Annotated in this window: 15 protein-coding genes, 2 tRNA genes and 1 pseudogene; 9 read left to right on the forward strand and 9 right to left on the reverse strand. The window is 66.3% G+C overall.

Annotated elements, in window-relative coordinates; genetic code table 11:
• The first annotated feature begins 98 nt into the window (after positions 1–98).
• From gyrB to QQ25_RS00745, 5 genes are all read left to right on the forward strand, one after another.
• Positions 99–2111 carry a DNA topoisomerase (ATP-hydrolyzing) subunit B gene (gene gyrB, locus QQ25_RS00725; protein WP_039376594.1) on the forward strand — a complete coding sequence of 671 codons (2013 nt, stop codon included), beginning with the start codon at positions 99–101 and terminating at the stop codon, positions 2109–2111.
• Positions 2112–2146: 35 nt separating this feature from the next.
• Positions 2147–4651, forward strand: coding sequence for a DNA gyrase subunit A (gyrA, locus tag QQ25_RS00730; RefSeq protein WP_039326652.1), 2505 nt, complete (start codon positions 2147–2149; stop codon positions 4649–4651).
• A gap of 52 nt (positions 4652–4703) precedes the next feature.
• The gene (locus QQ25_RS00735) at positions 4704–5621 is read left to right on the forward strand and encodes a DUF3566 domain-containing protein (RefSeq protein WP_039326653.1); all 918 of its coding nucleotides are present in this window, start codon (positions 4704–4706) and stop codon (positions 5619–5621) included.
• A 56-nt stretch (positions 5622–5677) separates the two neighbouring features.
• Positions 5678–5751, forward strand: a tRNA-Ile gene (locus QQ25_RS00740).
• Positions 5752–5906: 155 nt separating this feature from the next.
• Positions 5907–5979 (forward strand) — tRNA-Ala (locus QQ25_RS00745).
• A 266-nt stretch (positions 5980–6245) separates the two neighbouring features.
• On the opposite strand, the gene QQ25_RS31040 is transcribed toward QQ25_RS00745, so the two are convergent.
• Positions 6246–6386, reverse strand: coding sequence for a hypothetical protein (locus tag QQ25_RS31040; protein WP_162627839.1), 141 nt, complete (start codon positions 6384–6386; stop codon positions 6246–6248).
• On the opposite strand from QQ25_RS31040, the pseudogene QQ25_RS31670 reads away from it, so the two are divergent.
• A pseudogene (locus tag QQ25_RS31670) lies at positions 6352–6540 on the forward strand (hypothetical protein); the annotation flags it as partial. The gene QQ25_RS31040 and the pseudogene QQ25_RS31670 sit on opposite strands and share 35 nt — an antisense overlap.
• 21 nt (positions 6541–6561) lie before the next feature.
• Here the strand turns inward: QQ25_RS31670 and cwsA are convergent.
• Positions 6562–6963 (reverse strand): cell wall synthesis protein CwsA, encoded by a 402-nt coding sequence (gene cwsA / locus QQ25_RS00755; RefSeq protein WP_039326654.1) that lies wholly within the window; start codon positions 6961–6963, stop codon positions 6562–6564.
• 146 nt (positions 6964–7109) lie between these two features.
• Between cwsA and QQ25_RS00760 the strand changes: the two genes are divergently transcribed.
• Positions 7110–7637: a peptidylprolyl isomerase gene (locus tag QQ25_RS00760; RefSeq protein ID WP_039326655.1), complete on the forward strand. Its 528-nt coding sequence runs from the start codon at positions 7110–7112 to the stop codon at positions 7635–7637.
• 74 nt (positions 7638–7711) lie between these two features.
• Here QQ25_RS00760 and QQ25_RS00765 read toward each other — a convergent pair whose 3' ends face one another.
• Positions 7712–8128 carry a PH domain-containing protein gene (locus QQ25_RS00765; RefSeq protein ID WP_039326656.1) on the reverse strand — a complete coding sequence of 139 codons (417 nt, stop codon included), beginning with the start codon at positions 8126–8128 and terminating at the stop codon, positions 7712–7714.
• Positions 8129–8283: 155 nt separating this feature from the next.
• Positions 8284–8568, reverse strand: coding sequence for a cell division protein CrgA (gene crgA / locus QQ25_RS00770; RefSeq protein ID WP_039326657.1), 285 nt, complete (start codon positions 8566–8568; stop codon positions 8284–8286).
• A 94-nt stretch (positions 8569–8662) separates the two neighbouring features.
• On the opposite strand from crgA, the gene QQ25_RS00775 reads away from it, so the two are divergent.
• Both QQ25_RS00775 and QQ25_RS00780 read left to right on the forward strand, forming a co-directional pair.
• Complete coding sequence (locus QQ25_RS00775; RefSeq protein WP_039376596.1) at positions 8663–9412, forward strand: DUF881 domain-containing protein; 750 nt, start codon at positions 8663–8665, stop codon at positions 9410–9412.
• A 17-nt stretch (positions 9413–9429) separates the two neighbouring features.
• Positions 9430–10104: an aminodeoxychorismate/anthranilate synthase component II gene (locus QQ25_RS00780; RefSeq protein WP_039376598.1), complete on the forward strand. Its 675-nt coding sequence runs from the start codon at positions 9430–9432 to the stop codon at positions 10102–10104.
• On the opposite strand, the gene pknB is transcribed toward QQ25_RS00780, so the two are convergent.
• Genes pknB through QQ25_RS00805 form a run of 5 tightly spaced genes read right to left on the reverse strand, consistent with a single transcriptional unit; the run spans position 10082 to position 17625 of the window.
• Positions 10082–11953 carry a Stk1 family PASTA domain-containing Ser/Thr kinase gene (pknB, locus tag QQ25_RS00785; RefSeq protein ID WP_039326660.1) on the reverse strand — a complete coding sequence of 624 codons (1872 nt, stop codon included), beginning with the start codon at positions 11951–11953 and terminating at the stop codon, positions 10082–10084. The genes QQ25_RS00780 and pknB overlap by 23 nt on opposite strands.
• Positions 11950–13227: a serine/threonine-protein kinase gene (locus QQ25_RS00790; protein ID WP_039326661.1), complete on the reverse strand. Its 1278-nt coding sequence runs from the start codon at positions 13225–13227 to the stop codon at positions 11950–11952. Before QQ25_RS00790 ends, pknB begins: the two co-directional genes overlap by 4 nt.
• Positions 13224–14702, reverse strand: a complete 1479-nt coding sequence (pbpA, locus tag QQ25_RS00795; RefSeq protein WP_039326662.1) for a D,D-transpeptidase PbpA — start codon at positions 14700–14702, stop codon at positions 13224–13226. Before pbpA ends, QQ25_RS00790 begins: the two co-directional genes overlap by 4 nt.
• The gene (locus tag QQ25_RS00800; RefSeq protein ID WP_039376599.1) at positions 14699–16114 is read right to left on the reverse strand and encodes a peptidoglycan glycosyltransferase RodA; all 1416 of its coding nucleotides are present in this window, start codon (positions 16112–16114) and stop codon (positions 14699–14701) included. The genes pbpA and QQ25_RS00800 overlap by 4 nt, the downstream gene beginning before the upstream one ends.
• Entirely contained in the window at positions 16111–17625 is a 1515-nt protein-coding gene (locus QQ25_RS00805) for a PP2C family protein-serine/threonine phosphatase (protein WP_039376600.1), read from the reverse strand. Before QQ25_RS00805 ends, QQ25_RS00800 begins: the two co-directional genes overlap by 4 nt.
• Positions 17626–17676: the final 51 nt, after the last annotated feature.

Below are 17676 nucleotides of genomic sequence, written 5' to 3' on the forward strand. Positions count from 1 at the left end.
CAGAGTCGGCCCTGTACGTATCGACCGGTAGACTGTGGCGAGATCTGCAGGGCGGTGACGCAACCGCCTCCCGCGAACCCCAAGGAGACGCGTCCGACGTGGCTGCCCAGAATCAGTATGGTGCCGACTCGATCAAAGTGCTGGAAGGGCTCGAAGCCGTTCGTAAACGCCCCGGCATGTATATCGGCTCCACCGGTGAACGTGGCCTGCACCACCTGGTTTGGGAGGTCGTCGACAACGCGGTAGACGAGGCGATGGCCGGCTTCGCCACCAAGGTCGACGTTCGCATCCTCGAAGACGGTGGCGTCCAGGTCACCGACGACGGGCGTGGCATTCCGGTGGCCATGCACAACACCGGTATCCCGACGATCGACGTGGTCATGACCGTCCTGCACGCCGGCGGCAAGTTCGAGGAAGGCGCCTACCAGGTGTCCGGCGGCCTGCACGGCGTCGGTGTCTCGGTGGTCAACGCACTGTCCACCCGGCTGGAAGCCGATGTCCGCACCGACGGCTACGAGTGGTTCCAGACCTATGACAACTCGGTCCCCGGCACCCTGCGCAAGGGTGAGAAAACCAAGGAGACCGGCACCACGATCCGGTTCTGGGCGGATCCGAACGTCTTCGAGACCACGGTCTACGACTTCGAGACCATCGCCCGGCGACTGCAGGAGATGGCGTTCCTGAACAAGGGCCTGACCATCGAACTCACCGATGAGCGGGTGACCCAGGCAGAGGTGGTCGACGAGGTGGTGGCCGACACCGCGGCCGCCCCGAAGTCGGCCGAAGAGACGGCAGCCGAGGCCGCCGCCCCGCACAAGGTGAAGCACCGCACCTTCCACTACCCCGGCGGTCTGGTCGACTTCGTCAAGCACATCAACCGCACCAAGACCGCGATCCAGCCCAGCGTGATCGACTTCGACGGCAAGGGTCCCGGGCACGAGGTCGAGGTCGCGATGCAGTGGAACGCCGGCTACTCCGAGTCGGTGCACACGTTCGCCAACACGATCAACACCCATGAGGGCGGCACCCACGAGGAAGGTTTCCGCTCGGCGCTGACCACTGTGGTGAACAAGTACGCCAAGGACAAGAAGCTGCTCAAGGACAAGGACCCGAACCTCACCGGCGACGACATCCGTGAGGGGTTGGCCGCGGTGATCTCGGTGAAGGTGGCCCAACCGCAGTTCGAGGGCCAGACCAAGACCAAGCTCGGGAACACCGAGGTCAAGTCGTTCGTCCAGAAGATCTGCAACGAGCAGCTCACCCACTGGTTCGAGGCCAATCCGGCTGAGGCCAAAACCGTTGTGAACAAGGCGGTTTCATCAGCACAGGCACGTATCGCCGCACGCAAGGCCCGTGAACTGGTCCGGCGTAAGAGTGCTACCGACATCGGCGGCCTGCCAGGCAAGCTGGCCGACTGCCGCTCCACCGATCCGACGAAGTCCGAACTGTATGTGGTGGAGGGTGATTCGGCCGGCGGTTCGGCCAAGAGTGGCCGCGACTCGATGTTCCAGGCCATCCTGCCGCTGCGCGGCAAGATCATCAACGTCGAAAAGGCCCGCATCGACCGGGTTTTGAAGAACACCGAAGTCCAGGCCATCATCACCGCCCTGGGCACTGGCATCCACGACGAGTTCGACCTCAGCAAGCTGCGGTATCACAAGATCGTGCTGATGGCCGACGCCGATGTGGACGGCCAGCACATCTCGACCCTGCTGCTGACCCTGCTGTTCCGCTTCATGAAACCGCTGGTCGAACACGGGCACATCTTCTTGGCGCAGCCACCGCTGTACAAGCTCAAGTGGCAGCGTCAGGAACCGGAGTTCGCTTACTCCGACCGCGAGCGGGATGGTCTGCTCGAGGCCGGAAAGGCGGCGGGCAAGCGGATCAACGTCGACGACGGCATCCAGCGCTACAAGGGTCTCGGCGAGATGGACGCCAAGGAACTGTGGGAGACCACGATGGACCCGACGGTGCGGGTATTGCGTCAGGTGACGCTTGATGACGCGGCTGCGGCCGACGAGCTCTTCTCCATCCTCATGGGTGAAGACGTCGAAGCCCGGCGCAGCTTCATCACGCGTAACGCCAAAGATGTTCGCTTCCTGGACGTTTAAGACATCCACCGGCTCGATCGACAACCGAGGATCACATGACTGACACCACTCTGCCGCCCGGCGGCGAAGCCGGCGACCGCATCGAGCCGGTCGACATCCAGCACGAGATGCAGCGCAGCTACATCGATTACGCGATGAGCGTGATCGTGGGTCGTGCACTGCCCGAGGTGCGTGACGGCCTCAAGCCGGTGCACCGCCGCGTGCTGTACGCGATGTACGACTCCGGGTTCCGGCCCGATCGCAGCCACGCCAAGTCGGCGCGCTCGGTGGCCGAGACGATGGGTAACTATCACCCGCACGGTGACTCGTCGATCTACGACACCCTGGTCCGCATGGCTCAGCCGTGGTCGCTTCGCTACCCACTGGTCGACGGGCAGGGCAATTTCGGTTCGCCGGGTAACGATCCCGCGGCCGCGATGCGGTACACCGAGGCCCGGCTGACACCGCTGGCCATGGAGATGTTGCGCGAAATCGACGAGGAGACAGTCGATTTCATCCCGAACTACGACGGCCGGGTGCAAGAACCCACCGTCCTGCCGAGCCGGTTCCCCAACCTGCTGGCCAACGGTTCCGGCGGCATCGCCGTCGGCATGGCCACCAACATCCCGCCGCACAATCTGCGGGAGTTGGCCGAGGCCGTGTACTGGTGCCTGGAGAACCACGAGGCCGACGAAGAGACGACGCTGGCGGCGATGTGCGAACGGGTCAAGGGGCCCGACTTCCCCACCTCCGGTCTGATCGTCGGATCCCAGGGCATCCACGATGCCTATACGACCGGCCGCGGCTCGATCCGGATGCGCGGTGTGGTGGAGATCGAAGAAGACAGCCGGGGCCGTACCGGCATCGTCATCACCGAACTGCCCTACCAGGTCAACCACGACAACTTCATCACCTCGATCGCCGAGCAGGTGCGCGACGGCAAGCTGGGCGGCATCTCCAACATCGAGGACCAGTCCAGTGATCGCGTGGGTCTGCGAATCGTGGTGGAACTCAAGCGCGATGCCGTCGCGAAGGTGGTGCTGAACAACCTCTACAAGCACACCCAGCTGCAGACGTCCTTCGGCGCCAACATGCTGTCGATCGTCGACGGCGTACCCCGCACGCTGCGGCTGGATCAGATGATCCGGTACTACGTCGCACACCAGCTCGACGTGATCGTGCGCCGGACCACCTACCGGCTGCGCAAGGCCAACGAACGCGCCCACATCCTGCGCGGCCTGGTCAAGGCACTCGATGCGCTCGATGAAGTGATCGCGTTGATCCGCGCCTCGCAAACCGTCGAGATCGCCCGCGCCGGGCTGATCGAGCTGCTCGACATCGACGAAATCCAGGCCCAGGCGATCCTGGACATGCAGCTGCGCCGCCTCGCAGCCCTGGAGCGCCAGAAGATCGTCGACGACCTGGCCAAGATCGAGGCCGAGATCGCCGACCTCGAGGACATTCTGGCCAAACCGGAACGCCAGCGCGCGATCGTCCACGACGAACTGGCCGAGATCGTCGAGAAGTACGGCGATGACCGTCGCACCCGAATCGTCCCAGCCGACGGCGATGTCAGCGACGAAGATCTGATCGCCCGTGAGGACGTGGTGGTCACCATCACCGAGACGGGATACGCCAAGCGCACCAAGACCGACCTCTACCGCAGCCAGAAGCGCGGCGGCAAGGGCGTTCAGGGAGCGGGGCTGAAGGCCGACGACATCGTCAACCACTTCTTCGTCTGCTCGACCCACGACTGGATCCTGTTCTTCACCACGCAGGGCCGGGTGTACCGGGCCAAGGCCTACGACCTGCCCGAGGCGTCGCGCACGGCGCGCGGTCAGCACGTGGCGAACCTGCTGGCGTTCCAGCCGGAGGAGCGCATCGCCCAGGTGATTCAGATCAAGAGCTACGAGGATGCGCCGTACCTGGTGCTGGCCACCCGCAACGGTCTGGTCAAGAAGTCCAAGCTCGTCGATTTCGACTCCAACCGCTCCGGCGGCATCGTGGCCGTCAACCTGCGCGACGGCGACGAACTGGTCGGCGCGGTGCTGTGCTCGGCGGACGACGATCTGCTGCTGGTCAGCGCGAACGGCCAATCGATCCGGTTCTCGGCGACCGATGAGGCGCTGCGGCCGATGGGCCGGGCCACCTCTGGCGTACAGGGCATGCGGTTCAACGAGGACGACCGGCTGCTGTCGCTCAACGTGGTCCAACCGGACACATATCTGCTGGTCGCGACCGCAGGCGGCTACGCCAAGCGCACCGCGATCGACGAGTACACGGTTCAGGGCCGCGGTGGCAAAGGCATCCTGACGATCCAGTACGACCGCAAACGTGGCAGTCTGGTCGGAGCGCTGATCGTCGATGACGAGACGGAGCTGTACGCCATCACCTCCGGTGGCGGCGTCATCCGGACCGCCGCACGTCAGGTTCGCAAGGCCGGGCGCCAGACCAAGGGTGTCCGCTTGATGAACCTGGGCGAGGGCGACACACTGATTGCGATTGCGCGCAACGCCGAGGAGGACTCGGATCCGGATGGTGACGAGTCCGACGAGGAATGACGCTGTCGCCGAGGCCCGACGCGGACCTCGGCCTGAGCTAAGGAGCTGTTAGGTGAGTTCACCGAGCGAGCCGGGTTACCCGCGAGCGGGCGACCGGCCCGGCAGCACCAACGGCTCGGGTACCGGGGCCGCCGGGGCCGAGAGCGCCTCCACCACGAGCAAGGCCACCGGCGTCCAGGCGCGGGCGGCGGGCGGTCAGATCACCGAGACCGGTGAGGCCCCGCCATGGCAGCGTGGAACCGGCAGGGCCACGTCGCAGCCGGCGACCGAGACACGTGACGAAAGTGCCCGTACGGCTGGCTCCCACTCCCCCGGCGTGGAAGCCCGGTTGCAGCGCTTCGTCGCCGGCACGGAGAGCCAAGAGACCGAACAGCAAGCCCGGCCCACGCGCTCGGCGTCGTCGGCTCCATCGGGTTCGTCGGCTGCCTCGGCGGCACGTAACGAGCCGGTGCGGTCCGAGGCCTATGCGAGCGAGATCCCCGATCTGTCCGGGCCGTCGCCGCGGCCGGCGCCACGCAAGGCATCGGCCGAAACACCAGCCGCCAGGTCCTCGAGCAACGCTCCGACCACCCGCATCCAGGTCGCCGGTCGCACCACGCATCAGGGGCCGGTCCGGGCCAGCATGCAGATCCGCCGGGTCGATCCGTGGACTGTGCTGAAGGTCTCACTGGTGCTCTCGGTCGTGCTGTTCTTCGTGTGGATGATCGCGGTGGCCTTCCTCTACCTGGTGCTCGGGGCCATGGGCGTTTGGAGCAAGCTCAACAGCAATGTCGGCGATCTGCTGACCAGCGCCAGCGGCGCCTCGGGCGGCGAATTGGTCTCCAGCGGAACGATCTTCGGAGGGGCGGCGCTCGTCGGCCTGGTGAACATCGTCGTGTTGTGCGCGATGGCCACCATCGGTGCCTTCATCTACAACCTGACCACCGACCTGGTCGGTGGAGTCGAGGTCACGCTGGCCGACCGGGATTGATTTGGGAGACTGCGGCCCGGTGCGGTAATCTCTGCGCTCGGTCGATCCCATTTTTCGGGCCTATAGCTCAGGCGGTTAGAGCGCTTCGCTGATAACGAAGAGGTCGGAGGTTCGAGTCCTCCTAGGCCCACGACACCCGGTGTAACCGGTGATCATCGGAAGAGGTTGCGCCATGCGGTTCGTACTTCTGGCCGGCATCGCAGCCGCGGCGGTGATCGTCTGGCGGTCACGCCACGGTGAAGAGGTTTGGCACGAGGCGGACGTAGAGCCGCCCCGGCCGAACACGGGGCCTTAGCTCAGTTGGTAGAGCGCTGCCTTTGCAAGGCAGATGTCAGGAGTTCGAATCTCCTAGGCTCCACAAATAAAGTTCAGTTCAAAGCGGTTCCGGTGACACTGCCGGAGCCGCTTTTCGTTTCTGAGCCGGGGCGCCGCGAGTCCAGCCAATCATGTTGTGCCATAGATACTTCCACGTGGACCTTCGGAAACTTGCCGAGCTGTCCCGCGTCAGTTGATACCGTCGGCCGGTATGAAGTGTTTGCACAAGATAATTCCCGTCGCGGCAGCACTCCTACTCGGCGGTGTTGCGTGCGGTACTGACAGCAGCCAGCAGGCGCCGACGACCACTCAAGCCCCGGTGACCTCGTCGAGCCACGCGCCCACGACGCCGGCAGCCCCGCAGAAACCGGGGGCGCCTGCCACCTCGACGGTGCCGATGATGCCCAACCCCAATGGAGACGGGTCGATGGTCCCGTGTGAGGGGACCATCTGCACGAACCCGAATCACGGCGCCGGTGACAATCCGGACGAGAACGGTGGTGCGGTGATGCCCAATCCGAACGGTGATGGCTCAGATGTGCCGTGTGAGGGCACGATCTGCACGAACCCGAATCACGGCGCGGGCGACGACGGAGACGGCTAGCGGCCGGCTGCCGCTACGGCCTCAGGGCTTCGGATTGACCTCGACGCTGGGCGCCAGCGGCGTCGGGGCCTCGTGCCGGGCGGATCGGCGGACGATGGAGAACACCACGGCCCCACCGGCGAGGACCGCGGCGGCGACCCCGGCGAGGACCAGCGGCCGACGGCGCCGCTTGGGCTCGGGCGCCGCTGCGGCCTCCTGAAGCACCTCGGGCAGCGCCGCAACCGCTTGCGCGGCCGCGGCGAGCTGACGGCGCAGCTTGCCCGACTCGTAACGCTTGCGCAGACCGGCCGCCGCGGCGGTCACGGTGTTGGCGCTGATGCCCACCACTCCGCGGGTCACGTCGACCGGCCCGACCGTGCTGTATTTCAAGCCGCGGGCTAGGCGCTGACGGGGGGCCAAGCGGGTATCGACGTTCGCGGTCATCTGGCACCTTTCTGGGCACTGGCGGCGGAGGTGAGCTGTGGCCGGGTTTGTCGGCTGAGATCCACATTGCCATCTCTTCGCGAGTCTGGGGGCGTTGGTGGGGTATCTGAAGGCGGTCTGCCGCCGGGATGGCAGACTGAGTAGCCGTGACGAGCCCCATTCAGACCGCGACGGCGACACTGCACACCAACCGCGGCGATATCAAGATCGCACTGTTCGGCAACCACGCTCCCAAGACCGTGGCCAACTTCGTCGGCTTGGCGCAGGGCACCAAGGACTACAGCACCGAGAACGCGTCGGGAAGCACGTCCGGTCCGTTCTACGACGGGGCGGTGTTCCACCGGGTGATCGACGGCTTCATGATCCAGGGCGGCGATCCGACCGGTACGGGCCGTGGCGGCCCGGGCTACCAGTTCGCCGACGAGTTCCACCCCGAGCTGCAGTTCGACAAGCCCTACCTGCTGGCCATGGCCAACGCCGGGCCGGGCACCAACGGCTCCCAGTTCTTCATCACCGTCGGCCAGACGCCGCACCTGAACCGCAAGCACACCATTTTCGGCGAGGTCGTGGATCCCGAGTCGCGCAAGGTCGTCGACGCCATCGCGTCCACGCCCACCGATCGCTCGGACCGCCCCACCGATCCGGTCGTCGTCGAATCGGTCACCGTGTCATAACCGACAACCCCGCACAAAGAATGCGCGACGCCCCCGAAGGCCGGGGGCGTCGCGTGTTGTGTGGGGTCATTTCCTCACCGGGCCGCGAAACCGGCCTCGGTGAGCGCATCCAGGACGTCGAGAGGGTCTGTTCCCAGATCCCACCGTGTGAAGACCGCGAGCCTGTCGTCGGCGGTGTCGATCTCGAGCAGGCGGACCTTGCGGGCGATCCGGCGGAACTCCGTGATGCGGATCTTCCGGATCTCATTGCGGCGATATGTCCGGGCCCGCCACCAGCCGGCGACCGTGAGACTGTCTTGGTTAATTGCCAGTTTGGGTCGTGCCCGCCACGACAATGTTGCGAACGTGAGCAATCCCACTCCAGCTATGCCGGCAAGAACACGTCCGGGCGGGTCTGTGATCAGGGTCACAGCTGCGATAGCCATCATAACTCCGGCTATGCCGCAACCAGCGATTCCGGCGGCGGGTGGGCTCCAACAAGTTTGCTGCACGGGTTCTTCACACCCTCTTACCGCGACTAATGGAGTTATCCACAGGTGCTATCCCCAATGGGGATGAATCACAACGATGTGATTGAGCATCGGAGACGTTGCTGTACCGGTAACGCTGAAAACGTAAGATGAATTCATTATGACCTCGCCCGGGGTCAGCGCCAGCGCATCGTGAGCAACAGCCCACTGATCATGAAGGCAAACGCAATTCCGTAGTTCCACGGACCCAGGTCAGCCATCCACTGGAGGAAGGACGGGGTGTCGACCGGGTTGGTCGCGGCCAGCTGGAACACCAGCAGCCAGAGCAGGCCGAACAACATGAGGCCGATGAACAGCGCGACGAACCACACACTCGACGGCCCGGCTTTCACCTTGACCGGGGTCCGGCTCACCGACTTGATGGTGAAATCGTTCTTCTTACGGACTTTGGACTTGGGCATGGGTACCTTCGCGGACAGTCGGCGTCACACGGTGCGACGATGAGGCAGGATGCCTCACGAGCCTAACGTAGCTGCACGTCCAGGAGAGACTGCGATGGACCAACAGGATCGATCCCCGTGGCGCTTCGGCGTCCCGGCAGTCTGCCTGGCCGCCGGCCTGCTGCTGGCGGCGACCCACGGCGTGTCCGGCGGTGACGAGATCCGCCGCAGCGATGCACCCCGGCTGGTCGACCTGGTCCGCGAGGCCCAACAGTCAGTCGACCGGCTGACCGCCCAGCGCGACTCGATGTCCACCGAGATCGACAGCCATCACGGCGGCTCCCCCAGCTCACACGCCGCGCTGGACGCGATCACTGCACGCTCGGCCGAATTGGCCGCCGATGCCGGTGTCGTCCCGATGCGCGGACCCGGCCTGGTCGTCACGCTCAACGACGCCCAGCGCGACGCCCAGGGCCGCTTTCCGCGCGACGCCTCCCCCGACGATCTGGTGGTGCACCAGCAGGACATCCAAGCCGTCTTGAACGCACTGTGGAGCGCCGGATCCGAGGGCATCCAGATGCAGGACCAGCGCATCATCGCCACCTCGGCGCCCCGATGCGTCGGAAACACCCTGCTGCTCAACGGCCGCACCTACAGCCCGCCCTACGTGATCACCGCGATCGGCGACGCCGCCGCGATGCAGGCCGCGCTGGCCGCCGCCCCCTACGTCACCCTCTACAAGCAGTACGTGGTTCGGTTCGGATTGGGCTATGTCGAAGAACCCCGGGCCGAGGTCGAGCTGACCGGGCACACCGAGCCGCTGCGGATGCGCTATGCGAAACCCGCGGGCCCTGTCGGCTACTGAATCGGTAACCTGGGCCGATGCAGGTTCTGGTCGTCGACAACTATGACAGCTTCGTGTTCAACCTGGTCCAGTATCTGGGCCAACTCGGGGTGGACGCGCAGGTGTGGCGTAACGACGACGATCGCCTGGCCACCGACGCCGATCTCGCCAAGGTGGCAGCCCATTTCGACGGCGTCCTGCTGAGCCCGGGCCCGGGCACCCCGGAACGCGCCGGCGCCACCATCCCGCTGGTGCGGGCCTGCGCCGCGGCCGGCACTCCCCTACTCGGCGTGTGCCTTGGTCACCAGGCCATCGGTGTGGCGTTCGGCGGCACCGTCGACCGGGCACCCGAACTGCTGCACGGCAAGACGAGCGTCGTGCACCACGCCGATGCCGGCGTGCTCAAAGGTCTCCCCGACCCATTCACCGCGACCCGGTATCACTCTCTGACGATTCTTCCCGAGACCGTACCCGCCGAGCTCGAGGTCATCGGCCAGACCGACGGCGGCGTCATCATGGCGGTGCGTCACCGCGAGTTACCGATTCACGGCGTGCAGTTCCACCCGGAGTCGATCCTCACCCAGGGCGGGCACCGCATGCTGGCCAACTGGCTCGGCGTGTGCGGAGCCGCTCCCGAGGAACACCTGGTGGCCACCCTCGAAGCCGAGGTGGCCCGCGCCGTGGCGGCGGCTACGACGCGAAGCTCAGCGTGATCCGCGCGTCGCGGTTCACCCCGGTGCCGGCTGGCGGACTCTGGGTGACCACGGCGTTGGTGCGCTGACCGCTGTCGCGCACGTCCGCCCCCTTGTCCAGGACGCCCGTCCAGCCGAGCGCGCTCAGGCGCTGGTAGGCGTCATCCCAGAACTGCCCGACCAGGTTGGGCATCACGAACTGGTTGCCCCTCGAGACGTGGATCTGGATCGGGGTGTCCTTGGGCACCGACGTACCGGCGGTCGGCTCGGTATCCACCACCTGACCCGCCGGTGCGGTGTTATCGACCTCGATCACGACGGTATTGGTGAATCCCGACGCGGTGAGGATCTGCTTGCACACATCGGCGCTCTGGCCCTTGCAGTCGGGAACTATGGTGTTCTCAGGTCCCGAACCCACCACGAGCGTGACCTCGTAGATGATGCCCGCGGTCTGATTGGCCGGCGGGTTGGTGGCCAGCACGCGGCCCTTCTGCTCGGGAGTCGACGGGCTCGTGGACTCCTTCACCTTCTCGAACCCGGCGTCCTTGAGCTTCTGCCTGGCCTGCGACGGGCTCAGGCCCGCGACATCGGGCACTTGAGCCTGCTGGGGCCCGCCGGAGACGTTCACGGTGATCTCTTCACCTGCGGATACCATGCTGTTCGCCGCTGGATCGGTGCCGATCACGAGGCCCAGGGCCACCGTGTTGTCGTCTTTGGTTTCCGTGCGGGTCTTGAAGCCCCGATTCTGCAGTGCGGCAACGGCATCGGCCGAACGCTGACCGCTCACATCGGGCACCTGCACGTCACGGGTCTTACCGTCGAACATGTTGATGGCCACCGTCACCACCACGGTCAGCACCGCCAGCACCGCGACCGCGATCAACCAACGCGCCACCGAGGCGCTGCGGTCGGCCGGGCGGGGCACCACCAGGTTCTGCGTGGGCGCAGGCCCCCCCTGGGTCAGCATCGGCCCGGAGTTCATCATCGAGGTCCGCTCGGACTCGGTGAACACCTTGGGTGCCTCGGGAGACTCACCGCTGTGCACCCGAATCAGATCCGTGCGCATCTCGGCCGCGGTCTGATAGCGGTTGTCCGGATTCTTGGCCAGTGCCTTGAGCACCACCGCGTCGAGCTCGGGGGAGATGCCGGTGTGCCGTTGCGACGGCGGGACCGGATCCTCGCGGACATGCTGATAGGCCACCGCCACCGGTGAATCGCCGATGAAAGGTGGTTCACCCGTGAGGATTTCGTAGAGCACACAGCCCAGCGAGTAGACGTCGGAGCGGGCGTCTACGGTCTCACCGCGGGCCTGCTCGGGCGACAGGTACTGCGCGGTGCCGATCACCGCGGCGGTCTGGGTGACGCTGTTGCCGGTATCGGCCAGGGCACGGGCGATACCGAAGTCCATCACCTTCACAGCATTGTTCTTGCTGATCATGATGTTCGCCGGCTTGACGTCGCGGTGCACGATGCCGTGCTGGTGGCTGAAATTCAGGGCCTGGCAGGCGTCGGCGATGATCTCGATCGCGCGCTTCGGCGGGATCGGACCCTCCGTGTGCACGATGTCGCGCAGCGTCACACCGTCGACGTACTCCATGACGATGTAGGGCAGCGGACCATTGGGAGTCTCGGCCTCGCCGGTGTCGTACACCGCGACGATCGCGGGATGGTTCAGCGCGGCCGCGTTTTGCGCCTCGCGGCGGAACCGCAGATAGAAGCTGGGGTCGCGGGCCAGATCGGCCCGCAGCACCTTGACCGCGACATCGCGGTGCAGTCGGGTGTCGCGGGCGATGTGAACTTCGGACATGCCGCCGAAGCCGAGAATTTCACCGAGTTCATATCGGTCGGAGAGGTGCTGAGGCGTCGTCATCGCAGTATCTGTTCCGGTGCCTTCGGTACAGCCTGAGCGTCAGCCCCGGCATCCCTAGGCACGATCACGTGGAAGGCAAGGCCCGGCAGCGCTGCCGGGGTCTGGTAGGGCGTCGTCTGGGTCACCGTGTCGGTGACCGTGGGCGGTGGTGACTGCTGCTGATCCTTGCGATCCTGCGCGTTGAGCACGATCAGGATGGCGATCACGATGGCCAGCGCGCCGAGCACACCGGCGGCCCACAGCAGGGCCCGCTGACCCGACGAGAACGTGCGCCGTGCCGGCGGCGCGGGCCGATGGGCGGCCGCTGTCGGCCTGGCCCGCGTGGCGGTCACCGGCGTGCGGCCGGACAGGTCCGCCGCGGCACGGGCTTGTGCGGCCGACGGCACCGCCGCGGGAGCGGCCCGGCCAAGCGTAGGAGCCTGGTTGGGGCGCGGGGGACGGCGGCCGGAGCGCACCGCGGCAACCGCGTCGGCGAACGGTCCGCCGGACTTGTAGCGCATCCCCGGGTTCTTCACCAGGGTGATCTCGATCAGCTCGCGAACATTGGGCGGCAGATCTGCGGGCAGCGGTGGCGGCGTCTCTTTGATGTGCTTCATCGCCACTGTCAGCGCACCGTCGCCGGTGAACGGACGCTTACCCGAAACCGATTCGTAGCCAACGACTCCCAGGGAGTACACGTCGCTGGCCGCGGTGGCGTCATGGCCCAGGGCCTGCTCGGGCGCGATGTACTGGGCGGTGCCCATCACCATGCCGGTCTGGGTGACCGGGGCGGCGTCGACGGCCTTGGCGATACCGAAGTCGGTCAGTTTCACCTGACCGGTCGGGGTGATCAGGATGTTGCCCGGTTTGACGTCGCGGTGCACCAGACCCGCGGTGTGGGCCACCTGCAGCGCCCGCCCCGTCTGCTCGAGCATGTCCAGGGCATGACGCAGCGACAGCCGGCCGGTGCGCTTGAGAACGGAGTTCAACGGCTCGCCGTTGATCAGCTCCATCACCAGATACGCCGTACGGCCCTCGCCGTCCAGCTCGGTCTCGCCGTAGTCGTACACGCTGGCGATGCCAGGGTGGTTCAGCATGGCCACGGTGCGGGCCTCGGCCCGGAACCGCTCGACGAACTCCGCGTCGGTGGAGAACTCGGCCTTGAGTACCTTGACCGCGACACGTCGGCCCAGCCGCGAGTCGACGGCCTCCCAGACCTGACCCATGCCGCCCGTGGCGATCAGTCGCTGCAGCCGGTACCGCCCGGACAGCGTGACTCCAACCCGCGGACTCATGAACCCTCCCGCAGCGCCGCGGCTATCGTGGCGCGTCCGATCGGGGCGGCGAGTGCGCCGCCGGTGGCCGACAACCGGTCCCCGCCGTCCTCGATCAACACCGAGACCGCGACCTTGGGGTCGGAAGCCGGTGCGAATGCGATGTACCAGGCATGCGGCGGAGTGTTACGGGGATCCGTCCCGTGCTCTGCCGTACCGGTCTTCGAAGCGATCTGCACGCCGGCGATGGCTCCCTTCTGCTGAGTCACCTGCTCGGCGGCGACCATCAAGTCCGTAAGTGTAGCTGCGACCTGGGGTGACACTGCCCGGCGCTCTTGGGCAGGTGCGGTGGTGGCGATCGTGGCCAGGTCGGGTCCTTTTAGGCTATCCACAAGATACGGGCGCATGGCGATGCCGTCATTAGCGATGGTCGCGGCCACCTGCGCGTTCTGCAGCGGAGTCAATGCGACATCGCGCTGTCCGATGCTCGACATGCCGAGTGCTGCCCCGTCGGCGATCGGACCGGTGGTGGATTCGGCGACCTGCAGCGGGATGGTCGGCGGGGGAGAGTCGAGGCCGAAGGCCTGGGCGGTGGTCTTGAGCTTGTCGGCCCCGGTCTTGATGCCGAGCTCGACGAAGGCGGTGTTGCACGATTTGGCGAACGCCTCGCGCAGCGACGCAGTGGGGCCGGGTCCGCACGAGGCACCGCCGAAGTTCTCCAGCGTCGCGGTGCTGTCAGGCAGCGGGATCCGGGGCGCCGCGGTGAGCTGGGTGTCGGGAGTGCTACCGGCCTGAAGGGCGGCCGCGGTCGTGATGACCTTGAAGGTCGAGCCCGGCGGATAGGTCTCCGAGATGGCGCGATTCAGCAGCGGGGACTGCTCGTTGTCGCGCAACTGCTGCCAGGTCTGGCTCTGGGCGTTCATGTCGTGTGTGGCCAGCTGGTTGGGGTCGTACGACGGAGACGACGCCATAGCAAGGATCTTGCCTGTCGACGGCTCAAGGGCCACCACCGAGCCCTTGCAGGGGCCGTCGCCGCAGCCGTGCTGCAGCGCATCCCAGGCCGCCTGCTGCACCTCCGGATTGATGGTGGTGTCGACGTTGCCGCCGCGTGGGTCGCGGCCGGTGAAGAAATCGGCCAGCCGACGGCCGAAGAGGCGCTCGTCGGAGCCGTTGAGAATGGTGTCTTCGGCGCGCTCCAGCCCGGTGCTGGAATAGCCCAGCGAGTAGAACCCGGTGATCGGGGCGTACACCTCGGGATTGGGGTAGGTGCGCAGGAAGCGGAATCGGCCGTCGGTGGCGACCGAGTAAGCCAGCAGCTGGCCGCCCGCGGTGATCTGGCCGCGCTGGCGCGAGTACTCGTCCAGCAGCACCCGCTGGTTTCGCGGGTCGGCGCGCAACCCGTCGGCCGTGAAGACCTGGGTGATCGTGGCATTGGCCAGCAGCAGCACGATCAGCACCATGATCGTGACTGCCACCCGGCGCAGGGAGGTGTTCATACCTTCTCGATCACCTCGGTGCTGGCCGCGGCGATGGGCGTCGGGTTCGGTGTCGGGGTGGTGGTGATCGGCCTGCGCGCCGAGTGGGAGATGCGCACCAGGATGGCCAGCAGGATGTAGTTGGCCAGCAGTGACGAGCCGCCGTAGGACATCCACGGGGTGGTCAGTCCGGTCAACGGGATCAGTTTCGTGACGCCGCCGACGACGATGAACAGCTGGATGGCCAGCGTCGAGGCGAGCCCGGCCGCCAACAGCTTCCCGAAGCTGTCGCGCACCGCGATAGCCGTCCGCATCCCGCGGATGATGAAGATCGTGTAGAGCATGAGAACGCCTGCGAGCCCGACCAATCCGAGCTCCTCGCCGATCGCGGCGATGATGAAGTCCGTGGCTGCGGCGGGGACCGTTCCGGGCTGGCCGTTGCCCAGTCCGGTGCCGAAGATGCCGCCCGTGGCGAAGCTGAACAGGGACTGCACCATCTGGTAGCCGGCGCCGTCAGGATCGGCGAATGGGTCGAGCCAATTCTCCACCCGAACCCGGACGTGGCCGAAAACCTGATATGCCACAACGCTTCCCGCGGCGAACAGGGCAAGTCCGAGAACCACCCAGCTGAGCCGCTCGGTCGCGATGTAGACCAGCACCAGAAACGATGCGTACAACAGAAGTGAAGTGCCCAAATCCTTTTCGAACACCATCACGCCCACCGAGGCGGCCCAGGCCAGCAGCAGGGGAGCCAGGTCGCGAGGCCGCGGCAGGTCGAGTCCGAGGAAGTGTTTACCCGCACTGGTGAACAGATCACGTTTGGCCACCAGCACCGCGGCGAAGAAGACCAGCAGCAGGATCTTGGAGAACTCAGCGGGCTGAATGGAGAAGCCGGGGAATTGGATCCAGATCTTGGCGCCGTACTGCTCGGAGTACTTCGTCGGGAGCAACGCCGGAATGACAAGCAGCACAAGGCCGGTCAGTGCGCAGATGTATCCGTACCGGGCGAGCATTCGGTGATCGGTCAGCAGCGCCACCACGACGGAGAATCCGATGACACCGACCAGCGTCCACATCATCTGTTGATTGGCGGTGCCGCCGAGCCCGTCGGAGGTCAGCTCACCCTTGGCCAGGTCCAGCCGGTGGATCATCACCAGACCCAGTCCGTTGAGCAGCCCCACGACCGGCAGCAGCAGAGGGTCGGCATAGGGCGCGAACCGTCGCACGGCCAGGTGCGCGGCGCCCATCAGGACGATGAAGGTGATGACGTGGCGAGCCAGATCCCAGCTCAAGCCTTGTTCCTGGTTGGCCTCCACGATCAGCAGCGCGACCGTGGTGATGAAGGCCGCGAACCCCAGAAGCAGCAGTTCCGCATTGCGCCGATTGGGTAGCGGCGGCATGACGGCAACCGGTGACTGGGGTTGAGTCGTCATGACACAGCTCTACAGTTCGTCCCCGGTTCAGGTGGTGGGGGAGGCAATGCGGTCACCGTTGGCGGTGGCGGGGTCGGAGCAGCGGTGGTCCCGGGAGCCGGTGTTTCAGGCGCGGGCGTCTCGGGGGCCGGCGGCTCCGCGCCGGGCGACGGAGCCGGCGTCGGCGTCGGCGTCGCACCGGGTGATGCTGATGGTGACGGTGTGGGCGTCGGGGCGGGCTTCGACGTCGTGGTCGGGGTGCGCGGAGCGCACACCGGCAGGACGGAGCCGCGGGCCAGTTTGGTGATCTGCTCGATGGCCTCGTCCTGGCTACCGCCGATCAGCCCGGCCTTGACCGAGGCTCGTTCCGACGGACGCAGGTCGTCGATCGCCATCAGCCGGCAGTCGCGGTTGGCCTGACTGTCGTCGGCACTGATCAGCGAGAGTTCGTTGCGGGCGTTGAGACAGCCCAGACGGTAGGGCTCCTGCAGCGAGATGCCCAGAAAAGAGCCCTGCACGCCCCGCATGATGGACACGGTGCCCTCATGCTCGGCCACGTAATAGTTGTTGCGGATGATCTCCCGGCCGATCGCCAGGCCCCCGACGAGTACCAGCACCAGCAGCACCGAGGCGATCAGGATCCGGCGGCGCGATCGTGGCCGCCGCTCCGGCTCGGACGGCTGTGGAATCACCCGTTTCGGTTCGTTGCGGCGTGGATTGAACGCCGAGGCCCGTCCGGCAGCCGTATCCGGCGGCACACTCTGGTCGTCGTCTCCCGAAACCGCACCGGCCAGGATCGGCTGAGTCTGGCCGTAGTCATAGTCGACGACATCGGCCACCACCACGGTGACGTTGTCCGGGCCGCCACCGCGCAGCGCCAACTCGATCAGCCGGTCGGCACTCTCGGCGACATCCTCGATCTGCAGGGCCTCGTGGATGGTCTCGTGGCTGACCGGATCGGACAGGCCGTCCGAGCACAGCAGGTAGCGATCTCCGGCCTTGGCCTCGCGCATGATCAAGGTCGGCTCGACCTCATGACCGGTCAGCGCCCGCATGATCAGCGAGCGCTGCGGATGGCTGTGAGCCTCCTCGGCAGTGATGCGGCCTTCGTCGACCAGTGTCTGGACGAACGTGTCGTCCTTGGTGATCTGTGTCAGCTCACCGTCGCGCAGAAGGTAGCCGCGGGAATCGCCGATGTGCACCAGGCCGAGCCGGTTGCCCGCGAACAGGATCGCGGTGAGTGTCGTGCCCATGCCGTCGAGTTCGGGATCGGCCTCCACATGGGCGGCGATCGCGGCATTGCCCTGGCCGACTGCGGCATTGAGCTTGCTGAGCAGATCGCCGCCGGGCTCGTCGTCGTCGAGATGAGCCAGCGCCGCGATCACCAGCTGTGAAGCCACCTCACCAGCCGCGTGGCCACCCATTCCGTCGGCCAGCGCCAGCAGCCGCGCCCCGGCATAGACCGAGTCCTCATTGTTGGCGCGAACCAGCCCGCGATCGCTGCGCGCGGCATATCGGAGAACGAGGGTCATAGTGTGTCTCGTGCTCCTCGCGTGCGCGGTATCGATCCTGCTCCTCGCGTG

Origin of the sequence: Mycolicibacterium setense, from assembly GCF_000805385.1 — a bacterium.
In the GTDB taxonomy this organism is placed as follows: Bacteria; Actinomycetota; Actinomycetes; order Mycobacteriales; family Mycobacteriaceae; genus Mycobacterium; species Mycobacterium setense.

Coding starts and splice junctions, on each gene's coding strand:
- gyrA (WP_039326652.1), top strand. CDS start 2,147: ATGACTGACACCACTCTGCCGCCCGGCGGCGAAGCCGGCGACCGCATC.
- QQ25_RS31040 (WP_162627839.1), bottom strand. CDS start 6,386: ATGGTCCCCTCACACGGGACCATCGACCCGTCTCCATTGGGGTTGGGC.
- cwsA (WP_039326654.1), bottom strand. CDS start 6,963: ATGACCGCGAACGTCGATACCCGCTTGGCCCCCCGTCAGCGCCTAGCC.
- crgA (WP_039326657.1), bottom strand. CDS start 8,568: ATGCCCAAGTCCAAAGTCCGTAAGAAGAACGATTTCACCATCAAGTCG.
- QQ25_RS00775 (WP_039376596.1), top strand. CDS start 8,663: ATGGACCAACAGGATCGATCCCCGTGGCGCTTCGGCGTCCCGGCAGTC.
- QQ25_RS00780 (WP_039376598.1), top strand. CDS start 9,430: ATGCAGGTTCTGGTCGTCGACAACTATGACAGCTTCGTGTTCAACCTG.
- pknB (WP_039326660.1), bottom strand. CDS start 11,953: ATGACGACGCCTCAGCACCTCTCCGACCGATATGAACTCGGTGAAATT.
- QQ25_RS00790 (WP_039326661.1), bottom strand. CDS start 13,227: ATGAGTCCGCGGGTTGGAGTCACGCTGTCCGGGCGGTACCGGCTGCAG.
- pbpA (WP_039326662.1), bottom strand. CDS start 14,702: ATGAACACCTCCCTGCGCCGGGTGGCAGTCACGATCATGGTGCTGATC.
- QQ25_RS00800 (WP_039376599.1), bottom strand. CDS start 16,114: ATGACGACTCAACCCCAGTCACCGGTTGCCGTCATGCCGCCGCTACCC.
- QQ25_RS00805 (WP_039376600.1), bottom strand. CDS start 17,625: ATGACCCTCGTTCTCCGATATGCCGCGCGCAGCGATCGCGGGCTGGTT.